The following is a 24413-nucleotide window of genomic DNA, read 5'->3' on the forward strand; positions in this document are numbered from 1 at the left end:
GGCCACTCCCCCTTTTTGCCGTGTGCCGCAGCGGATTTAGAAAGTGATGCCTGCTTCGACACCGATTACGCGGCGCGGACCTGGCGAGATGAATGATCCGCCAAATTCAATCGCGGGGATCACTTCTGCCGGGTAGCGTTCGTCGAACAGGTTCTCGGCAAAGAACATCAGCCGCCAGCGATCATTCTGGAAACCGGCTCTGAAGTTGAACACCGAGTAGGAGTTACGCAGGGTCGCACTGTTGTCGGCGTCGCCAACAAAGGCGGGCAATGCCAGTGCCGAACCCGGCAACAGACCCGAGAACAGCGTCGGCGTGATCTGATCCTGGACCGTGTGGAACCAGGTTGGGCCGACTATCCGATAATCGCCGCGCACCAGGATATCGAAATCGCGCGTTATCGGCGCGATAATCTGACTGCCGACATTGATCGTATAGTCCGGCGTATAGGGCGACTCATTGCCGATGGTATTGGGCCGTGAGCTATTCGCCTGGATCTCTGAATCCGTCCAGTTGAACGAACCGAAGACATCCCAGCCTGGAACGATTTCGACATTGGTGTTGAACTCAAGGCCCATCACCTCAACTTCGTCGATATTCGAAACGACGCGGAGCAGGCCGAACGGTCCAACGAAGAATTCGAAGAACTGCATATCGTCGATTTCGGTATAATAACCGGCCAGATCGAAGGTCCACGGTCCCGATGATCCACGAATACCGAGCTCAAAGGCGCTTGACCGCTCCCGGTTGAACTGATCCTGGATCAGGATGTTCGTGCCGAGGAACTGGTTGAAGTTCTGGTCGACGATTGCCGCCGAACCCTGGTTGTTGAAACCGCCAGACTTAAATCCAATGCCCCAGGTCGCATAGACATTGATGTCGTCGGTCAACCCATAGTTGAGGCTGAGCCGCGGCTGGATCTGATCGAAGCTCGCGTCCTGCGGCTGGATCGGTCCGAATGCCTGGCCCGGGTTGATCGGCCCACCAGTAATCGGATCGAGAACATTTGGCACCAGATTATTGACGCTGCGTTCTTCGACATCATAGCGGACAGCGGCGCCAAGCGTCAGGCGGCTGGTGACTTCTGCTTCGACCGAGCCGAATGCCGCAAACACATCGGTCGAGAAATCATCATGGAAAAGCTGTGAAGTTGGGTTTGCTGTTCCCGGTGCATTGTAAAGCTCACGAATGATGCCTTGGCCAAGGTCTGCGCCAAGGCTGACGCCAACCTGTCTATCAATATGCAGATAATAGGCGCCGAGCTGCCAATCGATCGGACCGTCGGTCGAGGAGAGGCGAATTTCAACGCTGATATCTTCCTGATCACGGATTTGATATTGCGTCCCGTCACAGGTCGTCGGGGAATAGGGCCCAAAGGTAGAGCCCGTTGCCGGTGCGAAGATAAATGGCACTGGCGTCGCGCCGATAAAGCCCGGCTGGTTCACCGGAAATCCGGTCAGCGCAGCGGTGCTTGCAAAACAGGCATTGGAAGCATCAGTTGATGTCTGGCTGATGATATTGGGCAAAGCGAATGCTGCCGAGATGTATCGCGCAAAATCAGCAGATGTGCCATCGGCGGTGAGCGCGTTTTCGATATTCGAATAGAGCGCCCAGGCCGTGAGCTGCACATTGCCGAAATCATGCTCAAGCTTGATCGATGCTTCGAGCGTATCCTGCGAGTTGGTTGGCCGGATATTGCTGTAATAGCGGAACTCGTGGTCATCCACATCTTCAAAGAAGGCGGGATTAGCACCGGCAAAGTTAGGCAGATGGAAGGCGGCATTAAAGTTGATCGATGCGCCGCGAAGCTCACCATAGCGGACCTTGAAATCAAGCTCAGTATCCGGGCCGAGATCAGCCATTAGGCGAGCATTGACGTTCCAGACTTCCTGATCGTCAACGACATTGCTGTTGTTGAGGAAGAGGTTCTCATAAAAGCCATCAGTGGAGCGATAATCGCCTGACAGGACAAAGCCAATATTGTCCGTCAGCGGCCCGGCGATATAGCCGTTGAGCTCCCAAGTGTTTTCGCTGCCATAGCTGCCACGCACACTGCCTTCGAGGACATCGGACGGCTCGACAGTCGTGATAACAATCGCCCCGGCCGCAGCGTTACGACCATAAAGAGCGCCCTGCGGACCTTTGAGTATTTCAACCTGACGCAGCGTACCCTGATCCTGGTTCAGCGCGGCGGTATTGGTCCGCAAGATACCATCGACGACAAGTGCGACTGAGCTTTCCGCATCGCGGGTCCCGTTGATGCCACGAATGTTGATCTGGCTATCGCCAGCCTCGGCCGTGTTGGTCACGATAGTGACGCCCGGCGTCAGGCCGATGAAATCCTCAGCACGACGAATATTGTTCGTCTGCAACAATTCCTCGGTGAAAACCGTGATGGAAGCCGGCACATCGGCGAGCGTTTCATTCTGCCGACGAGCGGTAACGATGATCGGCGCGTTGCCGGCATCGAGCCCAGACGCCTGATCTTCGCTACTTGTCTGCGCTTGGGCAGAGGTCGCGATGGCCATGGTGGCCGTTGCGGCCAATAGCGTCGGTGCGATCCGATTGAACATGATTGTCTCCCTGTTTATTCTTTTAGACGAGGACGTTGGCGCCGCTCATATAGACATAGACTTCCTGGAACTTGTCGCCCCTGACACGCCAGAAATTGGTGTTGTAGAGCCGGGTCACTTCGCCATTTTCGTCGGTCAACACGGCTTCAAAGGAGGCCGCGATCCGGCCGTTTTTCTCATCGACGGTGCAGACAAAATCCTGATGGACGATGGTTTCGAAGCTACCGAAAAAGGTCTCGAACATCTCCTGGATGCCCGCTTTACCCTCATGGATGGTGTGATCGGTCTGGATGGTGAAGAGCGCGGTATCGTGGAAGCAGGCCAGCGTCGCTTCCATATTCTTCGCATCGACATTGCCAAAATAGGTCTTCGTCGCCAGCTCGATCAGGCCGTCCCGGTCCAGTGTGCTTGGATATTGCATGTGTCAGACTTTCCTCTTTCTGGCCTATTTCAGCAGATTGTCGCCGCTCATATAGACGTACACAGTCTGGAACTTGTCGCCTTCCAGGTAGAAGCGATTGCAGTTTTGGTAGACGAGCTCCTCGCCGAGCTCATTGGGTTCGATCTCGACCGTGAACTGGGAGCAGACCGAATTGCTTTCGGGGTCTGCGCTATGGACGAAATTGCCATGCCAGATCCGACCATTGGTGGAGAACAGCCCTTCGAACATGGTCCGGATGGCATCGATCCCGTCATGCTTGGTGTCCGATGTCATCTCATGAAGCACGGCATCGGCGTGGAAACAGTCGAGCACCTGATCGAGGCGCTTATTGTCGACACCATCGAAATACCGCTTGGTGACGATATCGATATAATATGGATAGGGATTGCTCATCCGGCGATCTCCGCATCTTTGGGAACTTCGGGGGTTGGAAAGGCTTTCTTGCTGTGCGTCATGCCCAGCTCGACGAATGTCTCGAGCATTTTGTATGCGATCACGCCCGGATTGATCACCGGGATAGGCAGTTGGCTATCGAGATGTGCCGCCGATTGATGCATCGTCGTTGAGCCGAGCACGATCACATCGGCGCCATCTTCCTCGATACAGCGATTGGCCGCTTCTTCGAGCTTGCCGAAGATCACCTCTTCCTTGCCAGCGAGCAGCTCGGTGACATCGGGGCGCGTATCGATAGACCGCATCGATGCCAGACGTTTCTCCAAGCCATATTCGGTGATCGTCTTTTCGTAGAGCGGGAACCATTCATCCCACATCGTCAGGATCGAGAATTTCTTGCCCATCATGCAAGCCGCGTAGAAGGCGCTTTCACCAGGGCCAGCCACGGGAATTGAAAGGCGCGAACGCAATGCGCGCAATCCGGAATCGCTAACCGTATCAATCAGCACACCGTCAAAGCCATCTTCCTCAGCTGAGATCCCAGCCTGGAACACCGTCCAGTCCATTAGCAACATGTCATGATAGCTATCGCCGAGCGCCGCACCCCAGGAGACGGCCTCGAACACCGGCTCAAAACCGTCACGGACCATCGGAGGCGGCAATTGCTCGGCGCGGTTCGCTATGCCCGCTTCGTCCATCGGTATCGGTACAATGACCTTTATCCGGTGCATGCCACTCCCCTTTGGTCCCGCTTGGCCCTATGATTGGATATGCTCTAGGCGCGACAGGGCGTTTTGTATACAATTTTTGCAAAAAGGGAAATAGGCTATTGATGTCAACCGCAGCCGATAAAGCATATTCCGGTATCCGGGCGCTCATTCTCGATGGCACATTGGCCGCTGGGGAGCAGTTGAAGGAAGAGGAGCTCGCCGACCGGATCGGTGTGTCCCGCACGCCTATCCGTGATGCATTGCGGCGATTGGAAGCCGAGTTTTTCGTTACGCGCAGCGATAGCCAGCGGAGCTTTGTTGCAGACCAATCGGTTGAGGATATCGACGAAATCTTCACATTGCGGGCAATGCTGGAAGGCCATGTCGCGGCGCGCGCGGCCACTGTGGGCGGTCCGGGACTGGCAGCAAAACTCAGGAAAATCGTCGATAGCGCCGGAGATCCCAGCGATGTCGATGCCTTTCTCGATCACAATGCCGATTTCCACGCCGAGGTACTGGCCGGCGCCGGTTCAGAGCGTCTGGCGACCATGCTGGCGCGCCTCGTCAGCCAGCCGATCGTTCACCGAACAGCTCGCAATTATGATGCGGGCCAGTTTGAACGCAGCCTGGCCGAGCATCGCGAGCTTGTCGACGCGATCGATCGGGGTGATGCGGAATGGGCCCGGTCCGTCATGACCAGCCATATCCGGCGCGCATTTCATGTATTCGAAGCGGCCACTCAATCGCTCAGCCGTGAGAAATAGGCTTCGGCTTCATCGACCGTAAGCAAATCGGCATATTTGGCCTGCAAGTCGAAGATATTCGCATCATGGACGCCCTGATCCCGATCTCCACAGGCGTCGGGAACGACCAGCGGGATGAACCCATGCTGTAGCGCATCGAGCGCCGAAGCTCGCACGCACCCGGATGTCGAAAGTCCGGTAACAACGCAGCAATCTGCGCCAATCTCTCGCAATGCATCGGCAAGGCCAGTATCAAAGAACGCGCTGGGGTATTGCTTGGTGACGATGTGTTCACCGGGCTCTGGCTGCAGGCTGGGCGGGAAAGCGCCGAGCGGACTGCCCCGATCGAATACCGTCAGCGCGCCGATCTTGCGATAGAAATGACCGCCATCGGCCCCGCCGGGTTCGTATTCGACATTGGTCCAGATGACAGGAACGCCTGCTGTTCGCGCCGCAGCGACGAGCCGTTCATTGACGGAGAGCTCCTTTTCAACGCCTGCGTAAAGCGGTGAATCCGGCTCAAGATAGGCCATGACAAAATCGATAACGAGCAGGACAGGAGTGGCCCCGAAGCCCAGGCTCTTATTGAACCCGGCATTCGAATAGTCTTCATCCAAACGGCTCATAACGCTAGATTATTCCTCGATCTTCAAGGTCAACGCGCGTGGCAGAGTCCATGCCGAGCAGCTCGCCATAGATCTGCTCATTATGCTCGCCCAGTTCCGGCCCGACCCATTCTATCTTCCCCGGGGTTTCGGAAAGTTTGGGCGCAACATTCTGCATGACGAAGTTCTCATGCTCGGGATGATCAAGTTCGACCAGGGCATTACGCGCCTGGAACTGCGGGTCCTCGAGCATCTCGGGCGCGCGATACATATTCCCAGCCGGGACGCCATGCTCTTCGCACAAATCGAGCACCTCGTTGCTGGTCCGTTGCTGGGTCCACTCGCCGATCATGATGTCGAGCTCTTCCTGCCGCTCGCCGCGCGCCATATGGCTGTTGTAGCGCGGGTCATCGCCCAATTCGGGCACGCCCATCATTGCCGCCATGCGCGTCCATACGCTATTCTGATTGCCAGCCACCAACACGCTGCCATCCTTGGTCGGATAGACATTGGACGGCGCAATCTTGGGCAGGATTGAACCGGTCCGTTCGCGGATATGATTGGCCACAGTATATTCCGTCACCGTCGATTCCATCATCGCCAGCACCGCCTCGTAAATCGCCGAATCGACAACCTGACCTTGGCCCGTATTATGGCGATGGTTGAGGGCCATAAGCGCGCCCAGACAGGCATAAGTAGCCGCCAGCGAATCGCCGATCGAAATTCCTGCCCGGCTCGGTGGTCGATCAGGCTCACCGGCAATGTAGCGCATTCCGCCCATCGCCTCACCAATACCGCCATAACCGGCGCGGCTCGCATAAGGGCCGGTTTGCCCATAGCCCGATACCCGGATCATGATCAGCGCCTCGTTAATTGCATGCAGCTCATCCCAGCCGAGATTCCATTTCTCCAATGTGCCGGGACGGAAATTCTCAAGCAGGAAATCGCTCTTTGCCGCCAGATTCCGGACGATATCCTGGCCTTCTTTCTCGCGCAGGTTGAGCGTTATCGACTTCTTGTTGCGTGCCACTACCGAAAACCAGAGCGGGATACCCTGACCCCAGGCACGCATCGCATCGCCGACTTTGGGGGGTTCGATCTTGATCACTTCGGCGCCATGGTCGGCCATCAGTTGCCCGCAAAAAGGACCGGCAATAAGCTGGCCCATTTCGATCAGTCTCAGACCATCCAATGCCCCTTGCGCCATGACCTCAATCTCCCACTGCAATGATGCGGCTATACAAGCCGATACCAGCTTTGTATACAAAACCAATGTCCAAAACAGTCAGCCTGGTGGAAGTTGGCCCGCGCGACGGTCTTCAGAACGAGCCCGAGATCATCTCGTCGGCGGACAAGATCGCGCTGATTGAAAAAATGTACGCTGCCGGGTTGCGGCGCTTCGAAGTCGCGAGCTTCGTTCACCCTAAGCGCGTGCCGCAAATGGCAGATGCCGAAGCAGTGATCGCCGGACTGCCGAACCAAGAGGATGCCAGTTACATCGGCCTGTGCCTCAATAAGCGGGGTGTACTTCGAGCACTCGCAACGCGCGAAAACGGGCAACGCGGTGTGGATGAAGTGGGATGCGTTGTCGTTGCTAGTGACACGTTCGGACAGAAGAATCAGGGCCAGACGATCGACGAAGGCATTACCGAGAGCCAGGAGATGATCCGCTTTGCCAAAGCCGAAGGCATGATCGGTCAGGTTACGATCTCGGCCGCCTTTGGTTGCCCGTTCGAAGGCGATGTACCCGTGCAACGCGTGATCGATATTGCCAAAGCGATGGTTGACGCTGAACCGACCGAGATTGCGATTGCCGACACGATCGGCGTCGGTGTGCCCCAGCAGATGCATGATATCGTCGGTGCCTTGCGCGAGATCGTGCCCGTGGAGATTCCGCTGCGCGCGCATCTTCACGATACGCGCAATACCGGGATCGCCAATGCCTGGGCGGCGGTCGAAGCGGGTGTAGAGACCTTAGACAGTTCGCTCGGCGGATTGGGCGGTTGTCCCTTTGCGCCCAATGCGACCGGCAATATCGCCACGGAAGATCTGGTTTATCTGCTGGACAAGTCCGGCGTGACGCATGGCGTTGATCTGGATCGTGCCATTGAATGTAACCACTGGTTTGCCACGATAATGGGTCGGGAGCTTCCCTCGCTCGTTGCGCGGGCGGCATGATAGAAATGATGAGGGGAAATCCTGCATGAGTTATCGTTTGGGCTGCGATGTCGGCGGCACATTTACCGATTTGCTGATCATCGACGAAGCCAGCGGACGCGCGGTTCGTGACAAGCTCCCATCGACCCCGCACGATCCGTCGGAAGCTGTAGTTGCCGGAGCCAAGGGCCTGTGCGAACGCGAAGGTATCGACCCCGCCTCCCTCTCGCTGTTCCTGCACGGTACGACGGTCGCCACCAACGCCGTGCTCGAAGGCAAGATTGCCCGCGTCGGCCTGGTTGTTACCGAAGGCTATCGCCATATCCTGCAAATCGCGCGCAGCCTTGTCCCAGGCGGCCTCGCTGCATGGATCCAATGGCCAAAACCCCAGCCCATGGCGGCGCTCGAATGCACGATCGAAGTCCCCGAACGCATTGGTGCCGATGGCTCAGTGGTGCGCGAGATCGATGAATCGGCCCTGCGCCAGAATCTCGAACAGCTAAAAGCCGATGAAGATGTCGAAGCGCTCACCATCTGCCTGATGAATTCCTATGTGAATGACGCCCATGAGCGCCGTGTCGCCGAAATCTGCGCCGAAGTCTTCCCCGACCTGCCAGTGTCGATCTCCGCCGACATCCTGCCCGAGATGCAGGAATATGAGCGCGCGCTGACGACCGTCGCGAACAGCGCCGTGCGCCCAACCGTCGCGCGCTATGTCGGTAATCTCAAAACCGAGCTGGATGCCTGGGGATCGAGCGCGAAGCTCAGCCTCTTGCGCTCGGACGGTGGACTGATGTCAGCCGAAAAGAGCAGCGCCGCCCCGGTGAACCTGTTGATGTCCGGCCCGGCAGGCGGCGTGGCCGGCGCGGTCTGGGTCGCCAAAAATGCCGCGATCGAAAATGTCCTCACCCTCGATATGGGGGGCACTTCAACCGATGTCGCACTGATCGAAGACGGTCAGGCCCGGCTCCAACGCGAGACATCGGTTGGCGATCTCAATGTGCGCGCTTCATCGATCGACGTGAAGACGGTTGGCGCGGGCGGCGGATCGATTGCCTTTGTGCCGGAGCTGACCGGTGCATTGCGCGTGGGACCGGAAAGTGCCGGTGCTGTCCCGGGCCCCGTGGCCTATGGCAAGGGCGGCGAAGCACCGACGGTGACCGATGCCAATGTGGTTCTCGGCTATCTCCCCGAAGCGCTGCTCGGTGGTAGCTTCCAGCTGGATCGCGATGGCGCGAAGGCAGCCGTCCAGACGATCGCCGATGCGCTTGGCATCGGGCTGATGGAGGCGGCGGCCGGAATCATCGATATCGTCAATGAGAATATGTTTGGCGCCTTGCGGCTCGTTTCGGTGCAGCAGGGCTATGACCCGCGCGATTTTGCGCTGATGGGCTTTGGCGGCGCAGGCCCGCTCCACGCCAATGCGATGGGTAAGCTGATGGGCAGCTGGCCAGTGGTCATTCCACCCTCTCCCGGCGTTCTGTGCGCCTATGGCGATGCGACGACACGCCAGCGGGTGGAAACGCAGCGCAGCTTCAATACGCTGGCCAAGAATACGACCGACGAAGAGCTCAAGGCCCTGCTCGACGAACTGGGCGGCGAAGTCCGCGACGAGTTGATCGCCGAGGATGTCGATCCTGCTGATGTCGAGCTGCGCTATGAAGTGGATCTCCGCTATTCCGGCCAGGCCTTTGAGATTCCGCTGTCGCTCGATCCGGCCGATTTCGCGATCTCGGCGCTGACGGATGAGTTCGACGCCGAGCATGAGCGATTATTCACCTTCAACCTCTCGCTGCCGCATGAGCTTGTGAATATCCGGGCTGTGGCCTTGGGCAAGGCGGCCAATGTATCGGCCGAAACGATTGACGGCGGCGATGGCGATCCTTCGCAGGCGAAGCTGCGCGATCACGAGCTTTATATGGATGGCGAAATGCGGCCGGCGGTGATCTACGACCGGGCGAAGCTGGAGGCCGGCGACGTCATTCCGGGGCCAGCGGTTGTTATCGAAATGGATTCAACCACGCTGATCCACCTCAATCATGAAGCCCGGGTCGATGACCATGGCAATCTTCTGATCAACCCGGCTTAGGAGCGCGACCATGCCAGCACAGATTATCGAAACGAATGACGCGCCGTTCGAAGCGGTCGATGTCGATCCGGTGACCCTCGATATTATCGAGAATGCGCTGCGAAATGCGCGCATCGAAATGGATGCCACTCTGGTGCGCACCGCCATGTCCCCGGGAATCCGCGAACAGGGCGATGCCTTTCCGCTGATCGCCGACCGGTCCGGCAAGATGGTCGTTGGCCAGTTCGGCAGCTTTATCGATGGATTTCTAAAGGGTTATAATGACGAGATCGAGGATGGAGACATGATCTTCCTCTCCGATCCCTATAGCTGCGACGGCGCGGTCAGCCATAATAATGACTGGCTCGTCCTGCTGCCGGTCTTCCGCAATGGCAGGCTTGTCGCCTGGACGGCGATGTTCGGTCACCAGTCCGATATTGGCGGCAAGGTCGCCGGATCGATCCCGATCGACAGCCGCAGCGTATTTGAGGAAGGCGTCCGGATCCCGCCGGTGAAAATCTATCGGAAGGGCGAATATAATGAGGATCTCGTCAAGCTGGTGCTCCACCAGAGCCGCAAGCCCGATTGGTGTGCGGCCGATTTGAACGCATTGATCGCATCCTGCCGCGTCGCCGCACGCCGGGTCGATGAAATGTGCGCGCGATTTGGCGAAGATGTCTTTGCCTCGGCCACCGATCGCCTGTTGGAGCGCAACCATCGCGCGATGAAAGCCCTGATCGAGCAATCTGTCGGCGTCGAACCGGTAAGCTTCACCGACTATCTGTGCGACGATGGGGTCGGCAATGGACCCTATAAAATCAACTGCACCATGTGGCGCGAGGGCGAGAAGGTCATTCTCGATTTCGAGGGCACTGATCCGCAGGCACCGAGCTCGATCAACTTCCTGCTCAATGAGAATATGTTCAAGATGTTCTTCGGCATCTACATGATCATGGTCTTCGATCCGCAGATCCTGTTCAATGACGGCTTTTACGACCTGGTCGAAGTCCGCATCCCCGAAGGATCATTGTTGAAGCCACAATATCCAGCGGCGCTTGCCGGGCGAACCCATGCGCTGGGTCGTATCTTCGATATCCTCGGCGGATTGCTGGGCCAGCGCGCACCGGAATTTCTCTGCGCCGCCGGCTTCTCGTCCAGCCCGCATCTCATGTATTCGGGTTTCGACAAAAGCGGCGAATGGTTCCAGCTGTTCCAGATTGGATTTGGCGGCATTCCGGGCAAACCCTTTGGCGATGGACCGGACGGCCATTCGCTCTGGCCGGGTTTCACGAATATTCCGAACGAGTTTCTCGAGCGCTATTTCCCGATGCGGATCGAACGCTATGAAGCGCTCGCCGATACCGGTGGTGCCGGCCAGCATCGCGGCGGCAACGGCATCCATATGACATACCGCTTCCTCGAACCCGGCATCATCGCCATTCATGACGATCGCTGGTTCACCTATCCCTGGGGCGTAAATGGCGGCGAACCCGGCAGCCGGGCCCGCAAGGTTCTTGAGCGTGCGGACGGCACGACCGAGATTGTCGGCAATAAGCAGGATGGGATCGAAATCTGCGAAGGCGATCTGCTGCACTTCATCACCTGGGGCGGCGGTGGTTGGGGCGATCCGCTGGAACGCGACCCCGAACTGGTTGGGCTCGAAATTCGCCAGGGCCTTGTGACGGTCAATGGCGCGCGCGAATATGGAGTCATCGCCGACGAAAAGGGCGTGATCGATGCCAGCGGAACGGCGAAGATGCGCGAAGAAATACGCGCCGCCCGCAGTGACAGCGAAAGCCCGTTCAATACAGGCCCCGATATCGAAACATTGCGCGAGCGGTGTGAAGACGAAACGGGCCTCCCTCCGCCCAAACAGCCGGTATGGGATCACCATTTGACAGCCGAGGCCGCCGAATAGAGTCCATCAGCCCGACGTCCAGTGCGGATATTATTGAACGGCAACGTACATTTTCAGTTGCTGTTCGAAATCTATCATGACAGAGTCCCGATGCGCTGATCGGTAGGCGCTCGGATGGCTATGCTGTGAGACGGATTCTCTATCATTTGAAGCTGTTGCCTCTCGCCTTAGGGCTGGCGGCCTGCGCGGACTTTTCTCCGCCCGAGGCGCTACCGGCACCGGTTGCAGAGCTGCCAGCCGATTATGATGGCAACACAGACGCCGCCGAGCGCCAGTCACTGCAATGGTGGCATGGTTTCAATGACCCGACACTCAACCGGCTCGTCGACCAGGCGCTGATTGCCAATCTCGATATCGCGGAAGCCGCTGCACGGGTTGAAGAAGCGCGGGCCCAGGCCCGGATCGCAGGGGCCGACAGGCTCCCCACGCTCAACGCAACGGCCGGCGGCACCTACTCCGATTCGCCGCTTGCCGGTACCAGTTTCGGGGCATTCGGAGGCGGCGCGAGCCGGCTGACCAATGAAACTTACAATACGGGATTGAATTTTGCCTATGAGCTCGATTTCTGGGGTCGGGCGCTGAATGATGCGCGCGCCGCTCGCGCTGATCTCTATGCCGCCGAGGCCGATTTGCGGTCCGCGCGGCTCGGGGCCCTTGCCGAAACCATTTCGACCTATTTCGAAGTCGTCGATCTGCGCGCCCAGATCGCGCTCACGGTTGCGACCATCGATATCCTGCAAGACCGTGTGGACAATACTGAGCGCCGCTATGATCGCGGCCTTGCCTCTTCGTTCGAACTGTATCAGCTGCGCCAGGATTATCGGAATACACAGGCTTCGCTTCCCCAGCGCGAGAGCCAGCTGACCAATGCCGAGGGCCGTTTGTCGGTTTTGCTCGGCCGCCATGCCGGCACGGTGCGCGAAGAAATGGGCGGTCAGCTCACCCCGCAACTGGTATTCGAACCGGTCCCGACGGGCCTCCCGGCGGAGCTTCTCGCACAGCGTCCGGATGTGGCCGCGGCCGGACAGCGATTTGAAGCCGCGCGCTTTCGCATCGGCGCGCGCCGCGCGGACATGTTCCCCTCGCTGTCACTGTCAGGAACCCTGGGCACCCAAGGCGGCAATGTATCGGGCGCATTCGACATTCTCGACAATTGGGTGCTCAATCTCGGCGCCAGCCTGACAGCGCCGCTGTTTCAGGGCGGCAGGATCCGCGCCAATATCGATGTGGCCGAAGCGCGTTATGCCCAGCAAACCGCCGCCTATGCACGCACGGTATTGAACGCCTATCGCGAGGTCATTGCGGCGATCGAGGATTATGAGGAGCAACGCCAGCGCTATGCGCTCTTCTTCTCACAGCTCGAAGAGGCTGAAGCATCGGCGAACCTCCAATCGGAGCGCTATTCGGCCGGCGTCTCGGCCTTTACCGACTATCTCGATGCATTGCGCACGGTGTACCAGGTGCGCTCCTCGCTATCGGCCGCAGGACGCGACGTCGCCCTGGCGCGGCTCGCCGTCTATCGCGGCATTGGCGGTGGCTGGACCGAAAGCGACTATAGTCCCGAGGTTCCGCTGGTCGAAACGCAATCCGATGGGGGCAATGATGATTAAAGCGGAGGCAAATACGTGACCCGGAATCGCCTGATCGCACTGGCAATCATTGGCGGGGCACTGGCCCTGGCCGCCCTGCTGATCGTCCTGCGCAGCTCGCCAGACGAACGCCCGCCTGACCAAAGCGCACCACTGGTGCAGACTGTCGCCGCAGAGATCCGCTCCGGCCGGTTGAATGTGGCTGGATCGGGTACGGTTCGGGCGCGCGAAGAGCTGGTGTTGGCGGCCGAGGTCCCCGGCAAGCTTGTCTATGTCAGTCCGAACCTCATTGAAGGCCGCGCGGTGCGGCGCGGTGAGGTGCTCTTCCGGATCGATCCTACAGATTTTCGCAACCAAGTGGCGACGGCTCGCGCCGATGTGGCCCAACAGGGTGTCGCCGTGCTCGAAGCCGAAGAGGAAGCCGATCTCGCTCGGCGCGAATATGATCGGTTCCGCGAACGCGAAGCGCGGCGGGCTGCCAATCCCTTTGCCGGTGTCGATGCCGATGATTTTGCCGCACAATTTGTACCGCCCAGCCAGTTGCGCGCGGAAGGCGCGCCACCCGCAGCCGCCCCGGATGCCGATGAAGAACCGGCCAGCCTGACCTTGCGCCTGCCCCAGCTTCAAGCCGCCCAGGCAGCTTTGCAGCGCGCCCAGGCGCAGCTCGGTGACGCGCAGCTGGCGCTTGGCAGAACCGTGGTCCGGGCGCCTTTCTCGGGCCTTGTCCGATCGGAGAATGCCGCGCAGGGCAGCTATGTCTCGCCCGGCCAATCGCTTGCGGAGATAGTCGCGTCCGGCACATTCGATGTCGTCGTTCCGCTGACCCAGAGAGAAGCGGCGCTGATCCCCAATCTCTGGCAATCGGGTGGTGAGCGGATCGAGGCATCCGTCTATTCCGAATATGGCGGCCAACGCTATCGCTGGCAGGCCTATGTCGATCGCGCGGATCCTGTGCTCAATCCGGAAACCCGGACGATCGATGTCTTCCTGCGGGTTCCGAACCCCATGCAGCGCGGTCGGCTTGCCGCCGAACAGCGCGATGGAGAAGATGGCGTATCAGATGCAGGCGCGGCAACCGGACCGCCCTTGCTCGTCGGCAGCTTTGTCCAGGTCGATATCGATGGCCTGGCGCTGTCCCGATACGCTGCAATCCCGATCGCCGCGCTGCGCGCCGGAAACCAGGTGTGGCTGGCGCGGGAGGGGCGGCTGCGCATCGTGTCGGTTGATGTGATCCAGCGAACCGATACGCAAGTGTTTGTGCGTGCTGAACCGCTTGGCTCGGACCCGCAAATCGTTGTGGGTGACATCGGTGTAGCGACCGACGGGATGAGCATCCGGACCGCTGACGACGTCACTGCGGACGAAGAAGACAGCGAGGCCGCAGCCGCCGAATGAGCCGCTACGCGCCTCCCGGATCGACCCATGTCGATAACACGCAAGGCGGCGGCGCGGTCGGCTATATGGCGCGCAATGGCGTGGCTGCGAACCTGTTGGCCATATTCCTCTTGATCGCCGGCGTGATGGCCTATGGGTCGATCGTCCAGGAAGTCTTCCCCGAAAGCAGCCTCGACACCGTCTCGGTGAGCGTCATCTATCCCGGCGCAACGCCGGAAGAAGTCGAAGAATCGATCGTCCAGAAGATCGAAGAAGCGGTCGAGAGCGTCGAAGGCGTCAAGGAAGTCTCCTCAACCGCGGCCGAAGGTGTCGGCACGGTACGGGTCGAGCTTGAGCTTGGGACAAACGTCGCCCGCGCGCTCGATGACATCAAGAGCGAGGTCGACCAGATCCAGACCTTCCCGGCGGATGCGGAAGAACCCGATGTCCGCGAACTGACAACCCGGCAAAGCGTGATGCAGATCGCGCTCTATGGCGATGTCAGCGAAAATGCGCTGAAACGTCTGGCCTATCAGCTCGAAGACCAGATCGCGGCGCTCAGCGAAGTATCCTATGTCGAAACGAGCAGCGTGCGCGACTATGAGGTCTCGATCGAAGTCCCGCAGGAAAGCCTGCGCGCCTATGGCCTGTCACTGACGGACATATCGCGTACCGTCGCCGCCAGCAGCCTCGACAGCCCGGCGGGCTCAATCGATACGGCCTCCGAAGAAGTCCGAATCCGGACCATCGGCCAGAATTATGGCCAGTCCGACTTTGAAGAGATTGTCCTCATCAGCCGGTCCGACGGGACGACCATCCGGCTCGGCGATGTAGCGCGCGTGGTCGACGCTTTTGAAGACAATGATCTGAGCGCCTTTTACAACGGCACCCCGGTCGCCTTTGTCGAAGTATTCCGGACCAGCGACGAGCGTGTTCTCGATATTGCCCGCCAAGTCGAAACCTATCTGGCGGAAGAGTTCGCGCCCACCCTCCCGGAAAACATCTCCTATGCGATCTGGGACGATGATTCCGAGATCTTTGAGGATCGGCTGAGCTTGCTCCTTAAAAATGCCGGGATTGGCCTCGTACTGGTCCTTGCCGCGCTAACCTTGTTCCTCAATATTCGTCTCGCCATGTGGGTCGCCTTTGGCATCAGCGTTACCTTTGTCGGCGCGATAGCTGTCCTCGATCTCGTTGGCTCCAGCATCAACATGTTCTCGCTGTTCGGCTTCATCCTCGCGCTCGGGCTGGTGGTCGATGACGCCATTGTGGTGGGGGAGAATATCTATGCCGAGCGCGAGCGCGGACGGCGGGGCCTGTCTGCTTCAATACTCGGAGCGCGCCGCGTAACGGTGCCGGTGATCTTCGCAGTTTTGACAACCATCGCCGCCTTCTCGCCGCTCTTCGCGATCGGCGGCGTATTCGGCAAAATCCTGTTCGATGTGCCACTGGTTATCGTGACCGTCCTCGCCCTGTCGTTGGTCGAGTGTTTACTCGTTCTGCCCAATCATCTCAGCCATTTGCCGCCGCCCGATCATGTGTCGAAATCGCGCGTCACGCTGTTCTTCGATCGGCTGCAAAAGGGCGTTGATGTGCGTTTCCAGCAGTTTGTGGATGGACCGCTCGACAAGGCGCTCAATTTCGCCGTCAATGCACCGAGCATCATTCTTGCTGGCGGCATCGCGCTGATCATCCTGTTCATGGCGCTCGTGCCAGCCGGCATATTGAAGGTGCAGTTTTTTCCTGATGTTGAGGGCGATATTGTCCGGGCAACATTGGAAATGCCCGCCGGGACGCCCGCTGAGCGCACGGCCGAAATCGCGCTGTTCATCGAAGATCGCGGGCGGGAGGCGATGGCCGAACTGCAAGGGTCCCAGCCCGAAGATTCACCGCAGCTCACTCAAGGAATCTATCGGACAATCGGGCAGACTTCGACTCGCGGCGGCCCGGAAGGTGGCTCCACCAACAGCGGCGCAAATCGCGCAGGTGTGCAGTTTTCTTTGCTTCCGGGCGATGAACGCAATGTATCAGCTGCAACGTTCGAAGAGATGTGGCGCGATGCGGTCGGCCCAATACCCGAAGCGCGATCACTGGTTTTTGCCTCCGACCTGTTTTCTGCCGGAGCGCCCGTCAGCGTCGAACTTTCTCACCCCGATGCGATCACATTAACGCGCATATCGGAAGATCTGATGCGTGAGCTGAGTCGCTTCCAGGGCGTGTTTGATATTGAGACCGATCAGGATGCCGGGCTCCAGGAAATCCAGCTGCGGCTGAAACCGGCCGCCAGGACATTGGGCGTAACGCTTCAAGATGTCGCCGGTCAGGTCCGTGCCGCATTTTTCGGCGATGAAGCGGTGCGCGTGCAGCGCGGGCGGGAAGATGTACGCGTCTATATCCGCCTCCCCGAAGAGGAACGAAACTCGATCGTCGATGTCGAGCGCTTCCGGGTCCGGGTGCCCGGCGGAGAAGTGGCGCTCAGCGAAATTGCCGATGTAACCTTCGGGGAATCGCCCTCGGTCATCTCGCGCCTCGATGGACGCCGTGTCGTCACCGTGAGCGCCAATGTAGACACATCTGTCGTTACGGGTCAGGAAATCAGCCAGCAGCTTGAACGGGAAACATTGCCGAACCTGCGGCGCGATCATCCGCAGCTCCTCTATGATTTCGGTGGAGAGCAGGCAGAGCAGGCTGACAGTTTCGGCGATCTCGGCATGGCTTTCCTGATCGCCGTGTTGATGATCTACATCCTGCTTGCTGTGCCGTTCAAATCCTATGTCCAGCCGCTGATCATCATTGCCGCGATCCCCTTTGGAATAATCGGTGCGATAATCGGCCATTTGGTTCTCGGCCTGTCGCTCGGTATTTTGAGCATGTTCGGAATAATCGGACTCTCTGGCGTGATCGTGAACGGATCGCTGATCCTGATCGACTTTATCAACGAAAGGCTCGACGAAGGGGACGAGATCAAGACCGCGATCATAACGGCGGCCAAGGCACGTTTCCGCCCGATTGCCCTTACCTCCGTCACAACCTTTTTGGGCGTTGCGCCGATAACGTTCGAAACGAGCCTGCAAGCCCAATTCCTGATCCCGATGTCGGCAAGCCTCGGCTTCGGTGTTCTGTTCGGAACGGTGCTGCTGATGTTGCTGATCCCGGCCCTGGCGATGCTGCAATATCGTGCCAGCGCACGAATCCGGCGAATGCTTGGCCGCTCAGAGGAGCCGCAACCTGCCACAGGCTAGGCGCTACGCACTGTCCGTGCCATAATCAGACCAGGGAAAAGGGGATGAGGGGCAGATGCTTAAGAAGATAATCGTCGCACTCGTGGTGATCGCTGTCCTCGGCGGCATTGCGTGGGTCAATCGTGCGAACATCGCGCTATTCTATGTGGCCAATTTCACCCATCGGGAGGTGGCGGAAAATCGTCCCATCGAATGGCAGACTGGCCCCGACGAAGCCGCGCTGGCGCCCAATGAACGCCCCCCCAATATCGTTTTCATCCTGGCTGACGATCTTGGCATCAATGACATCTCGACCTTTGGCGGCGGCGTCGCTGGCGGTCGGGTCCCAACGCCCAATATCGATCGCCTCGCCGCGCAGGGCATGATCTTCAATCAAGCCTATTCGGGTACGGCAACCTGTGCGCCGAGCCGCGCCATGCTGATGACAGGCCGCTACCCGTCGCGAACGGGATTCGAGTTCACGCCAACCCCTGACGGCATGACATCGGCAATCGGGCTGATATCGAGCACGATGGATAGCGGGCTACCCGATCCGCACGTGAATGATGACGCCCCTGAAGACAGCTTACCCTATGAAGAACAGGGTTTGCCGGGTTCTGAGGTGACGATCGCCGAACTGCTCCAGGATATTGACTATCACACTGTGCATATTGGCAAATGGCATCTCGGCCGCGCTGCCGAATTCGAACCCAATGCTCAGGGGTTTGACGAGAGCCTGTTGATGGCCAGCGGATTGTTCCTACCTGAAGATGATCCCAATGTCGTGAATGCGCAGCTCGATTTCGATCCGATCGACCAGTTTCTCTGGGCGCGGATGCAATTTGCCGCCTCGTTCAACAATGGCGAATGGTTCACGCCCGGCGGCTATCTGACCGATTGGTGGACGGATGAGGCAGTGGAAGTGATCCGCGCCAATCGCAACCGGCCTTTCTTCCTCTATCTCGCCCATTGGGGTGTCCACACGCCACTGCAGGCGACGCGCGAAGATTATGAAGCAGTTGGTGATATCGAGCCGCATCGCTTGCGCACCTATGCCGCCATGGTCCGCTCGCTCGATCGCAGTGTTGGCCGGATCATGGATGAGCTGGAAGCACAGGGACTGGCTGAAAACACGATCATCGTCTTTTCAAGCGATAACGGTGGCGCTGGCTATATCGGCCTGCCCGAAGTGAATGCGCCCTATCGCGGCTGGAAGCTGACATTCTTCGAAGGCGGGATCCGGGTGCCGATGTTCATCAGCTGGCCGGCCCGGATCGAACCCGGCACAATGAGCGAGACGCCGGTCGCCCATATTGACTTGCTGCCGACCCTGGCAGCGGCAGCGGGAGCCGAGCTGCCCAGTGATCGCGTGATCGATGGCCGCAATATGCTGGCAATCGCTGATGGAGAGGAGATATCGCGGCCTGACAACGCGATCTACTGGACAAGCGCCCATTATCGGGTGGTCCGCCAAGGCGATTGGAAGCTACAGGTGAGCGCGCGACCCGATCGGGCCTGGCTTTTCAATCTTGCAGAGGATCCGACCGAGCAAAGCAATCTTGCCGATCGCTATCCGGACCGTGTCGCGGCAATGCGATCATTGCTCGACACGCACCAGGAAGACAGCCGACCGCCCCTATACCCGCATCAATTTGAAGCGGCGGTTGCCGTGGATCGCACCCGCGCGGAAATGGTCGTTGACGGGGACGAGGTGATCTACTGGCCGAACTAGTCGCCAAAGCTGCCGGACAGCCGTTCATAGGCCTCGACAAATTCTTCCTTGAACTGCTGTACCACCTGGCCTGACGTCATCGGCTGGTTCATCAGCCCGACGCCCTGCCCGACCCAATAAGTCGCCAGATCCTTGGCGCCTTCATGACCGCCTTGGCTGAGCTTATCGATCTTCTTGAGCGCGGGTTCCGACACCATGGATTGCATCGGCATTGGGAGCGGCGCCGGCGCTTCTTCGGATTCCCAGGCATCCGTCCAGGGCGAACGCAACTGACGCGATGGTTTGCCGGTCCGCGAGCGCGAACGCACCGTATCGCGCGAGCTGGCCGCGAGCATCTTGTCCTTCACCACCGGATTGGTTTCGGCTTCTGCCGTGGTCAGCCATACCGAACCACACCAGGCGCCAGCCGCGCCCATTGCCATGGCGGCGGCCATCTGCTCACCGGTGGTGATCCCGCCAGCAGCCAGGATCGGCGTATCGGCACCCATTTCGCGCACCGCGCGGGCGACCTCTGGAATCAACACCATGGTTGATACATCGCCGCAATGGCCGCCTGCTTCGCCGCCGGCGACAACGAGAATATCGACGCCAGCTTCCACCTGCGCCACGGCATGTTCCTTGGCCCCGACCAGCGCCGCCACCGGCACATCACGTTGCTTGCCCATATCAAGCATCACCTGCGGCGGAACGCCCAGCGCATTGGCGACCAGTTTGATCGGATATTCAAAGCCGGCCTCAAGGCTTGTGCCGGCGCCCGCCTCGGTAAGGTTACGGGCGAAATTGCTTGAAATTCCGCGCGATTCAACAACACCTGCGCTGTCGATATCGTGATCGGCGAGCAGGTCATTGACGAAGTCTGTATGGGTGTCGGGAATCGATGCTGCGATCTTGCCGGGATCAACCTTTTCGCCCTTGCCTGCGAACTTGTTGGGAACGATCAGATCGAGGCCGTAGGGCTTTCCCCCGGCATGGCCATCGATCCAGTCCAGCTCTTCGCGCAATCGATCCGGGCCCAGTCCGACAGCGCCAAAAACGCCCATTCCGCCAGCCTGTGAAACCGCGGCTACGACGTCCCGACAATGCGAAAAGGCGAGCAATGGAAACTCGATGTCGAGCATCTTGCAGATTGGCGAGTTCATCATGGCATTCTCTCCTGTTTCGCGCACCATATCGAAGGCGAGCCGAGGCGCAAACCGCGATTGGCGGTGAAATTTCTGTCGCTGGATAGCCTATCTCGGTTGAAACCGAAGCCGGTTCGGCTAGGCTGATCTGATGATCAATGCGGTTGATATTGCAATTGTCGGAGCCGGGCATGGCGGAGCCCAGGTCGCGATCATGTTGCGTCAGCAGAAATTCGAAGGAACGATCGCACTGATCGGCGATGAGCCCGAATTTCCCTATGAGCGCCCGCCCTTGTCCAAGGAATATTTCGCTGGCGACAAGCCGTTCGAGCGGATCATGATCCGACCGGAGAAATTCTGGGCCGAGCGCGATGTTAAGATGATGCTGGGGCGCCATGTGTCGGCGATCGATGCGGATGCGCATCAGCTGCGCTTTTCCGATGGCGAGACGCTTGGTTATGGATCGTTGATCTGGGCCGGTGGCGGCACGCCGCGGATGCTGAACTGCCCTGGCCATGAGCTTGAGGGCATCCATGCCGTTCGGACCCGGGCCGATACCGATGCGATGATGGCGAAGCTTGATGGGATCGAGCGGGTGGCGATTATCGGTGGCGGCTATATCGGGCTTGAAGCGGCCGCCGTGCTGACCAAGCTGGGCAAATCGGTGGTCCTGCTCGAGGCATTGGATCGCGTGCTGGCTCGGGTGGCTGGTGCGGAACTGTCAGAATTTTACGAAGCCGAACATCGCGCCCATGGCGTGGACCTTAGGACGGGTGCTGTGGTTACGGCCATTAGTGGCGCGGACGGTAAAGCTAGCGGTGTCGTGCTCGACACCGGGGAAAATATTGCCGCGGATATGGTAATTGTCGGGATCGGGATCGAGCCGGCGGTGGCGCCGTTGATCACGGCCGGGGCCGAAGGCGAAGGCGGCGTGCTGGTCGATGCACAGTGCCGCACGACGCTGGCGGACATATACGCGATCGGGGATTGTGCCGTTCACCCCAACCCTTTTGCGGACGGCGACACTATCCGCCTGGAATCGGTGCAGAATGCCAATGATCAAGCGACCGTGGCGGCAAAGACGATCCTTGGCCAGGACGTCTCCTATGACGCGGTGCCCTGGTTCTGGTCCAACCAATATGATCTGAAACTCCAGACCGTCGGGCTGTCGATCGGCCATGACGAAACCATAGTGCGCGGCAATCCGGCCGACCGCAGTTTTTCGGTCATCTATCTCAAGGCCGGGCGGGTCATCGCACTCGACTGCGTCAATGCGACCAAGGATTATGTCCAGGGTCGCAAGCTGATTATCGGCCAATGTTCGCCAGACCCGGAGAAACTGGCCGATACTACTATCCTGTTGAAAGAGCTGGTCGACTAAGCCGGCCACTTAATGATCTAAGGGAGCAAGGAATTGAGCACGCCCAAGACCGGTCCATTGGCCGGATGCAAGATTGTCGAATTTGATGCGATTGGCCCGGTGCCGCTGGCCGGCATGATCCTTGCCGACCTCGGCGCTGATGTGATCCGCATCGGCCGTCCCGGTACCGAGGGCAAATACGGCCCCGGTGACAAGATCTTGCAGCGCGGGCGCCATCGCATCGCGCTCGACCTCAAAGACCCGGCCCAGCGCGATCAGGCACTCGACCTGATCGCCAATGCCGATGCGCTACTTGAGGGGACACGTCCCGGCGTGATGGAGCGACTTGGTCTGGGGCCCGATGATTGTTTCGCCCGCAATCCCAAGCTCGCCTATGGCCGGATGACCGGTTGGGGCCAGGAAGGACCGCTGTCGCAAAGCGCTGGCCATGACATCGATTATATCGCGATTACCGGCGCGCTCGGCGCGATGGGCCGCAAGGGTGAACCACCCTCCCCGCCGCTCAATCTGGTCGGCGATTATGGCGGCGGCACCATGTTCCTTGCGCTTGGCGTGCTCGCCGCGATCCTTTCTGCCAAATCAACCGGCCAAGGGCAGGTCGTCGACACAGCGATGACTGACGGCGCGTCCGTGCTGATGAGCATGTTCTACGCATTTCACGGCATCGGCATGTGGACCGAAGAGCGCGAAGCGAACCTGCTTGATGGCGGCACGCCTTTCTACCGCTGCTATGAGACCAAGGACGGCAAATATATGGCGGTTGGCGCGCTGGAACCGCAATTCTATGCGGTGCTGCTCGAAAAGCTGGAGATCGATCCGGCCGACTTTCCGCAGCATGATCGGAGCAACTGGCCCAATATGGTCCAGCGATTCACCGAGAGTTTTGCCAGCCGCACGCGCGACGAATGGGCGGAGCATTTCGAGGGCAGCGACGCCTGTGTTGCGCCGGTCCTCTCGATCGCCGAAGCCCCGTCGCATCGCCATAATGCGGCGCGGCAGACCTTTGCCGAACATGATGGCGCGATGCAGCCAATGCCGGCACCTCGTTTCTCCGAGACTCCGGCAGCCATCGGCGAAACGCGCGATCTTACCGTGGAAGAAGCACTCGCCCTCTGGTCTTGAGCGCGCCTTAGCCTTCGCGTTTAAACGTCAGCCCGGCCTTCGCTTCGAGCCGTTCGATCAGCGGCGCGGCCATGACGGCGGCTGGCGTATAGATTCCACCCGGCGCATCTGTGACATCACGAACAAGGCAGAGCGCGCTTTCGGCGATCATTTTTGACGTCGAGCCGTAGCCGGGATCCTTGTCACCGGTAACGCCAGCCATAACCCGCTTGCCATCGCCACCCTCGGCCACGAACAGCACGTCGTAGAAACCTGCTTCGCGCTCTTCCTTGCTTGGGCCTTCACCCGGCTTGGGACCATCATCACCGCCGAGCGAGTTATCGCCCGCCACGGCGTTCGCCATGGCCTCGCCATTCTCGCCTGGGCCGGTCAGCATCATTTCATCATAGACAAAATCCTCGCCATAGGGATGGCCAAGCAGGAAGTTGCTGCGGTGAATGTTGCGCGTGTTGATCGCCGCCATGATGAATGGCGCGACCCAGCTATCGAGATCGGCTTCGAATTCAACCTTATTCCCGAGCGGCTGATCGGCACCCTGGAAGCCCGGCGTCAGCGAGAAGGGATTCATCAGCAGCTGGATAATTTTCGGATCCTTGGCCGCTGCTGCCATGGTGGCCTTGAGGCTGGCCGCGGTGCCGCCCGAGAAGGTGCCTTGCATGCCGCGCACCCGGCCCTTGATCCGGCTTGCCGGTCCGCCGAGCTCTTCCTCGGCCGCTTGCTGGACAAACCAGACGCCAAGGTCGAACGGGATGGAATCGAAGCCGCAGGAGAAGACAATCCGCGCGCCGCTTTCCTTGGCCGGCGCTTCATATTTGTCGATCATCTGGCGCATCCAGGCCGGCTCGCCGCACAGATCAACATAGTCGGTTCCTCCAGCCGCACAGGCCGCGAGCAGGGATTCGCCATAGAGCTGGTACGGACCCACCGTCGTCGCGATGCATTTTGCACGGGCGACCATATCGGCGAGCGATTCCGGATCATCCGCATCGGCCACGATCAGTGGGGTATCGGCAGGCGCACCGATCTCATCGCGCACGGCCGCAAGCTTCTCCGCGCTGCGACCCGCCATCGCCCAGCGCACATCGCCGGTATAATTCTGGGCCAGATACTCAGCAACGAGCCGGCCGGTATAGCCGGTTGAGCCATACATAATGACGTCGAATTCACGATCATGGGACATAATTTCTCTCCGGAATGCGGTGCAAGACAGCCGCGCCGAATCTCATTATCGGCGCCAATATTCGGTTGATTATTAAACGCACGAAA

General features: G+C 59.3%; 18 protein-coding genes. 10 read left to right on the forward strand and 8 right to left on the reverse strand.

All coding sequences use genetic code 11. The features are described from left to right. Positions 1 to 36: 36 nt before the first annotated feature. Genes HFP51_RS09895 through HFP51_RS09910 form a run of 4 tightly spaced genes read right to left on the reverse strand, consistent with a single transcriptional unit; the run spans position 37 to position 4137 of the window. Positions 37 to 2571 (reverse strand): TonB-dependent receptor, encoded by a 2535-nt coding sequence (locus tag HFP51_RS09895; RefSeq protein ID WP_176875571.1) that lies wholly within the window; start codon positions 2569 to 2571, stop codon positions 37 to 39. A gap of 22 nt (positions 2572 to 2593) precedes the next feature. Further along, entirely contained in the window at positions 2594 to 2992 is a 399-nt protein-coding gene (locus HFP51_RS09900; protein ID WP_176875572.1) for a nuclear transport factor 2 family protein, read from the reverse strand. Positions 2993 to 3016: 24 nt separating this feature from the next. Then, the gene (locus tag HFP51_RS09905; protein ID WP_176875573.1) at positions 3017 to 3406 is read right to left on the reverse strand and encodes a nuclear transport factor 2 family protein; all 390 of its coding nucleotides are present in this window, start codon (positions 3404 to 3406) and stop codon (positions 3017 to 3019) included. Beyond that, on the reverse strand, positions 3403 to 4137 hold the full coding sequence (locus HFP51_RS09910) for an aspartate/glutamate racemase family protein (protein ID WP_176875574.1): 735 nt from the start codon (positions 4135 to 4137) through the stop codon (positions 3403 to 3405). Before HFP51_RS09910 ends, HFP51_RS09905 begins: the two co-directional genes overlap by 4 nt. Before the next feature lie 101 nt (positions 4138 to 4238). Here HFP51_RS09910 and HFP51_RS09915 point away from each other — a divergent pair, with 101 nt between their 5' ends. Beyond that, positions 4239 to 4880, forward strand: coding sequence for a GntR family transcriptional regulator (locus HFP51_RS09915; RefSeq protein ID WP_176875575.1), 642 nt, complete (start codon positions 4239 to 4241; stop codon positions 4878 to 4880). On the opposite strand, the gene HFP51_RS09920 is transcribed toward HFP51_RS09915, so the two are convergent. Then, positions 4856 to 5485 carry an isochorismatase family protein gene (locus HFP51_RS09920; RefSeq protein ID WP_176875576.1) on the reverse strand — a complete coding sequence of 210 codons (630 nt, stop codon included), beginning with the start codon at positions 5483 to 5485 and terminating at the stop codon, positions 4856 to 4858. The two genes, HFP51_RS09915 and HFP51_RS09920, sit on opposite strands and share 25 nt — an antisense overlap. Before the next feature lie 4 nt (positions 5486 to 5489). Then, entirely contained in the window at positions 5490 to 6671 is a 1182-nt protein-coding gene (locus tag HFP51_RS09925; protein WP_176875577.1) for a CaiB/BaiF CoA-transferase family protein, read from the reverse strand. A 65-nt stretch (positions 6672 to 6736) separates the two neighbouring features. On the opposite strand from HFP51_RS09925, the gene HFP51_RS09930 reads away from it, so the two are divergent. The 7 genes from HFP51_RS09930 to HFP51_RS09960 all read left to right on the forward strand — a co-directional run bounded on the left by HFP51_RS09930 (position 6737) and on the right by HFP51_RS09960 (position 19523). After that, positions 6737 to 7642, forward strand: a complete 906-nt coding sequence (locus HFP51_RS09930; RefSeq protein ID WP_176875578.1) for a hydroxymethylglutaryl-CoA lyase — start codon at positions 6737 to 6739, stop codon at positions 7640 to 7642. A gap of 25 nt (positions 7643 to 7667) precedes the next feature. Continuing rightward, a complete protein-coding gene (locus HFP51_RS09935; protein ID WP_176875579.1) occupies positions 7668 to 9710 on the forward strand; it encodes a hydantoinase/oxoprolinase family protein in 2043 nt (680 codons plus the stop codon). A 10-nt stretch (positions 9711 to 9720) separates the two neighbouring features. Continuing rightward, the gene (locus HFP51_RS09940; protein ID WP_176875580.1) at positions 9721 to 11607 is read left to right on the forward strand and encodes a hydantoinase B/oxoprolinase family protein; all 1887 of its coding nucleotides are present in this window, start codon (positions 9721 to 9723) and stop codon (positions 11605 to 11607) included. A 146-nt stretch (positions 11608 to 11753) separates the two neighbouring features. After that, entirely contained in the window at positions 11754 to 13217 is a 1464-nt protein-coding gene (locus HFP51_RS09945) for an efflux transporter outer membrane subunit (protein ID WP_176875581.1), read from the forward strand. A 15-nt stretch (positions 13218 to 13232) separates the two neighbouring features. Then, positions 13233 to 14591 carry an efflux RND transporter periplasmic adaptor subunit gene (locus HFP51_RS09950; RefSeq protein ID WP_176875582.1) on the forward strand — a complete coding sequence of 453 codons (1359 nt, stop codon included), beginning with the start codon at positions 13233 to 13235 and terminating at the stop codon, positions 14589 to 14591. Then, positions 14588 to 17812, forward strand: coding sequence for an efflux RND transporter permease subunit (locus HFP51_RS09955; protein ID WP_176875583.1), 3225 nt, complete (start codon positions 14588 to 14590; stop codon positions 17810 to 17812). Before HFP51_RS09950 ends, HFP51_RS09955 begins: the two co-directional genes overlap by 4 nt. A gap of 55 nt (positions 17813 to 17867) precedes the next feature. Beyond that, on the forward strand, positions 17868 to 19523 hold the full coding sequence (locus tag HFP51_RS09960; RefSeq protein WP_176875584.1) for a sulfatase: 1656 nt from the start codon (positions 17868 to 17870) through the stop codon (positions 19521 to 19523). Here HFP51_RS09960 and HFP51_RS09965 read toward each other — a convergent pair. Then, positions 19520 to 20665, reverse strand: a complete 1146-nt coding sequence (locus HFP51_RS09965; protein ID WP_255454631.1) for a nitronate monooxygenase family protein — start codon at positions 20663 to 20665, stop codon at positions 19520 to 19522. The genes HFP51_RS09960 and HFP51_RS09965 overlap by 4 nt on opposite strands. A 130-nt stretch (positions 20666 to 20795) precedes the next feature. Here HFP51_RS09965 and HFP51_RS09970 point away from each other — a divergent pair, with 130 nt between their 5' ends. Together HFP51_RS09970 and HFP51_RS09975 are read left to right on the forward strand one after the other, a co-directional pair. After that, positions 20796 to 22025 carry an NAD(P)/FAD-dependent oxidoreductase gene (locus HFP51_RS09970; RefSeq protein ID WP_176875585.1) on the forward strand — a complete coding sequence of 410 codons (1230 nt, stop codon included), beginning with the start codon at positions 20796 to 20798 and terminating at the stop codon, positions 22023 to 22025. Positions 22026 to 22058: 33 nt separating this feature from the next. Next, on the forward strand, positions 22059 to 23147 hold the full coding sequence (locus HFP51_RS09975) for a CaiB/BaiF CoA-transferase family protein (RefSeq protein ID WP_176875586.1): 1089 nt from the start codon (positions 22059 to 22061) through the stop codon (positions 23145 to 23147). A gap of 7 nt (positions 23148 to 23154) precedes the next feature. Here the strand turns inward: HFP51_RS09975 and HFP51_RS09980 are convergent, their stop codons facing one another. After that, positions 23155 to 24327, reverse strand: coding sequence for a trans-acting enoyl reductase family protein (locus HFP51_RS09980; RefSeq protein WP_176875587.1), 1173 nt, complete (start codon positions 24325 to 24327; stop codon positions 23155 to 23157). Positions 24328 to 24413 lie beyond the last annotated feature (86 nt).

This window comes from Parasphingopyxis sp. CP4 (assembly GCF_013378055.1).
Lineage (GTDB): Bacteria > Pseudomonadota > Alphaproteobacteria > Sphingomonadales > Sphingomonadaceae > Parasphingopyxis.

What these genes read in the sequence shown, in the direction of transcription:
- HFP51_RS09895 (WP_176875571.1), bottom strand. Translation starts at nt 2,571, where the DNA reads ATGTTCAATCGGATCGCACCGACGCTATTGGCCGCAACGGCCACCATG.
- HFP51_RS09900 (WP_176875572.1), bottom strand. Translation starts at nt 2,992, where the DNA reads ATGCAATATCCAAGCACACTGGACCGGGACGGCCTGATCGAGCTGGCG.
- HFP51_RS09905 (WP_176875573.1), bottom strand. Translation starts at nt 3,406, where the DNA reads ATGAGCAATCCCTATCCATATTATATCGATATCGTCACCAAGCGGTAT.
- HFP51_RS09910 (WP_176875574.1), bottom strand. Translation starts at nt 4,137, where the DNA reads ATGCACCGGATAAAGGTCATTGTACCGATACCGATGGACGAAGCGGGC.
- HFP51_RS09915 (WP_176875575.1), top strand. Translation starts at nt 4,239, where the DNA reads ATGTCAACCGCAGCCGATAAAGCATATTCCGGTATCCGGGCGCTCATT.
- HFP51_RS09920 (WP_176875576.1), bottom strand. Translation starts at nt 5,485, where the DNA reads ATGAGCCGTTTGGATGAAGACTATTCGAATGCCGGGTTCAATAAGAGC.
- HFP51_RS09925 (WP_176875577.1), bottom strand. Translation starts at nt 6,671, where the DNA reads ATGGCGCAAGGGGCATTGGATGGTCTGAGACTGATCGAAATGGGCCAG.
- HFP51_RS09930 (WP_176875578.1), top strand. Translation starts at nt 6,737, where the DNA reads ATGTCCAAAACAGTCAGCCTGGTGGAAGTTGGCCCGCGCGACGGTCTT.
- HFP51_RS09935 (WP_176875579.1), top strand. Translation starts at nt 7,668, where the DNA reads ATGAGTTATCGTTTGGGCTGCGATGTCGGCGGCACATTTACCGATTTG.
- HFP51_RS09940 (WP_176875580.1), top strand. Translation starts at nt 9,721, where the DNA reads ATGCCAGCACAGATTATCGAAACGAATGACGCGCCGTTCGAAGCGGTC.
- HFP51_RS09955 (WP_176875583.1), top strand. Translation starts at nt 14,588, where the DNA reads ATGAGCCGCTACGCGCCTCCCGGATCGACCCATGTCGATAACACGCAA.
- HFP51_RS09960 (WP_176875584.1), top strand. Translation starts at nt 17,868, where the DNA reads ATGCTTAAGAAGATAATCGTCGCACTCGTGGTGATCGCTGTCCTCGGC.
- HFP51_RS09965 (WP_255454631.1), bottom strand. Translation starts at nt 20,665, where the DNA reads ATGATGAACTCGCCAATCTGCAAGATGCTCGACATCGAGTTTCCATTG.
- HFP51_RS09970 (WP_176875585.1), top strand. Translation starts at nt 20,796, where the DNA reads ATGATCAATGCGGTTGATATTGCAATTGTCGGAGCCGGGCATGGCGGA.
- HFP51_RS09980 (WP_176875587.1), bottom strand. Translation starts at nt 24,327, where the DNA reads ATGTCCCATGATCGTGAATTCGACGTCATTATGTATGGCTCAACCGGC.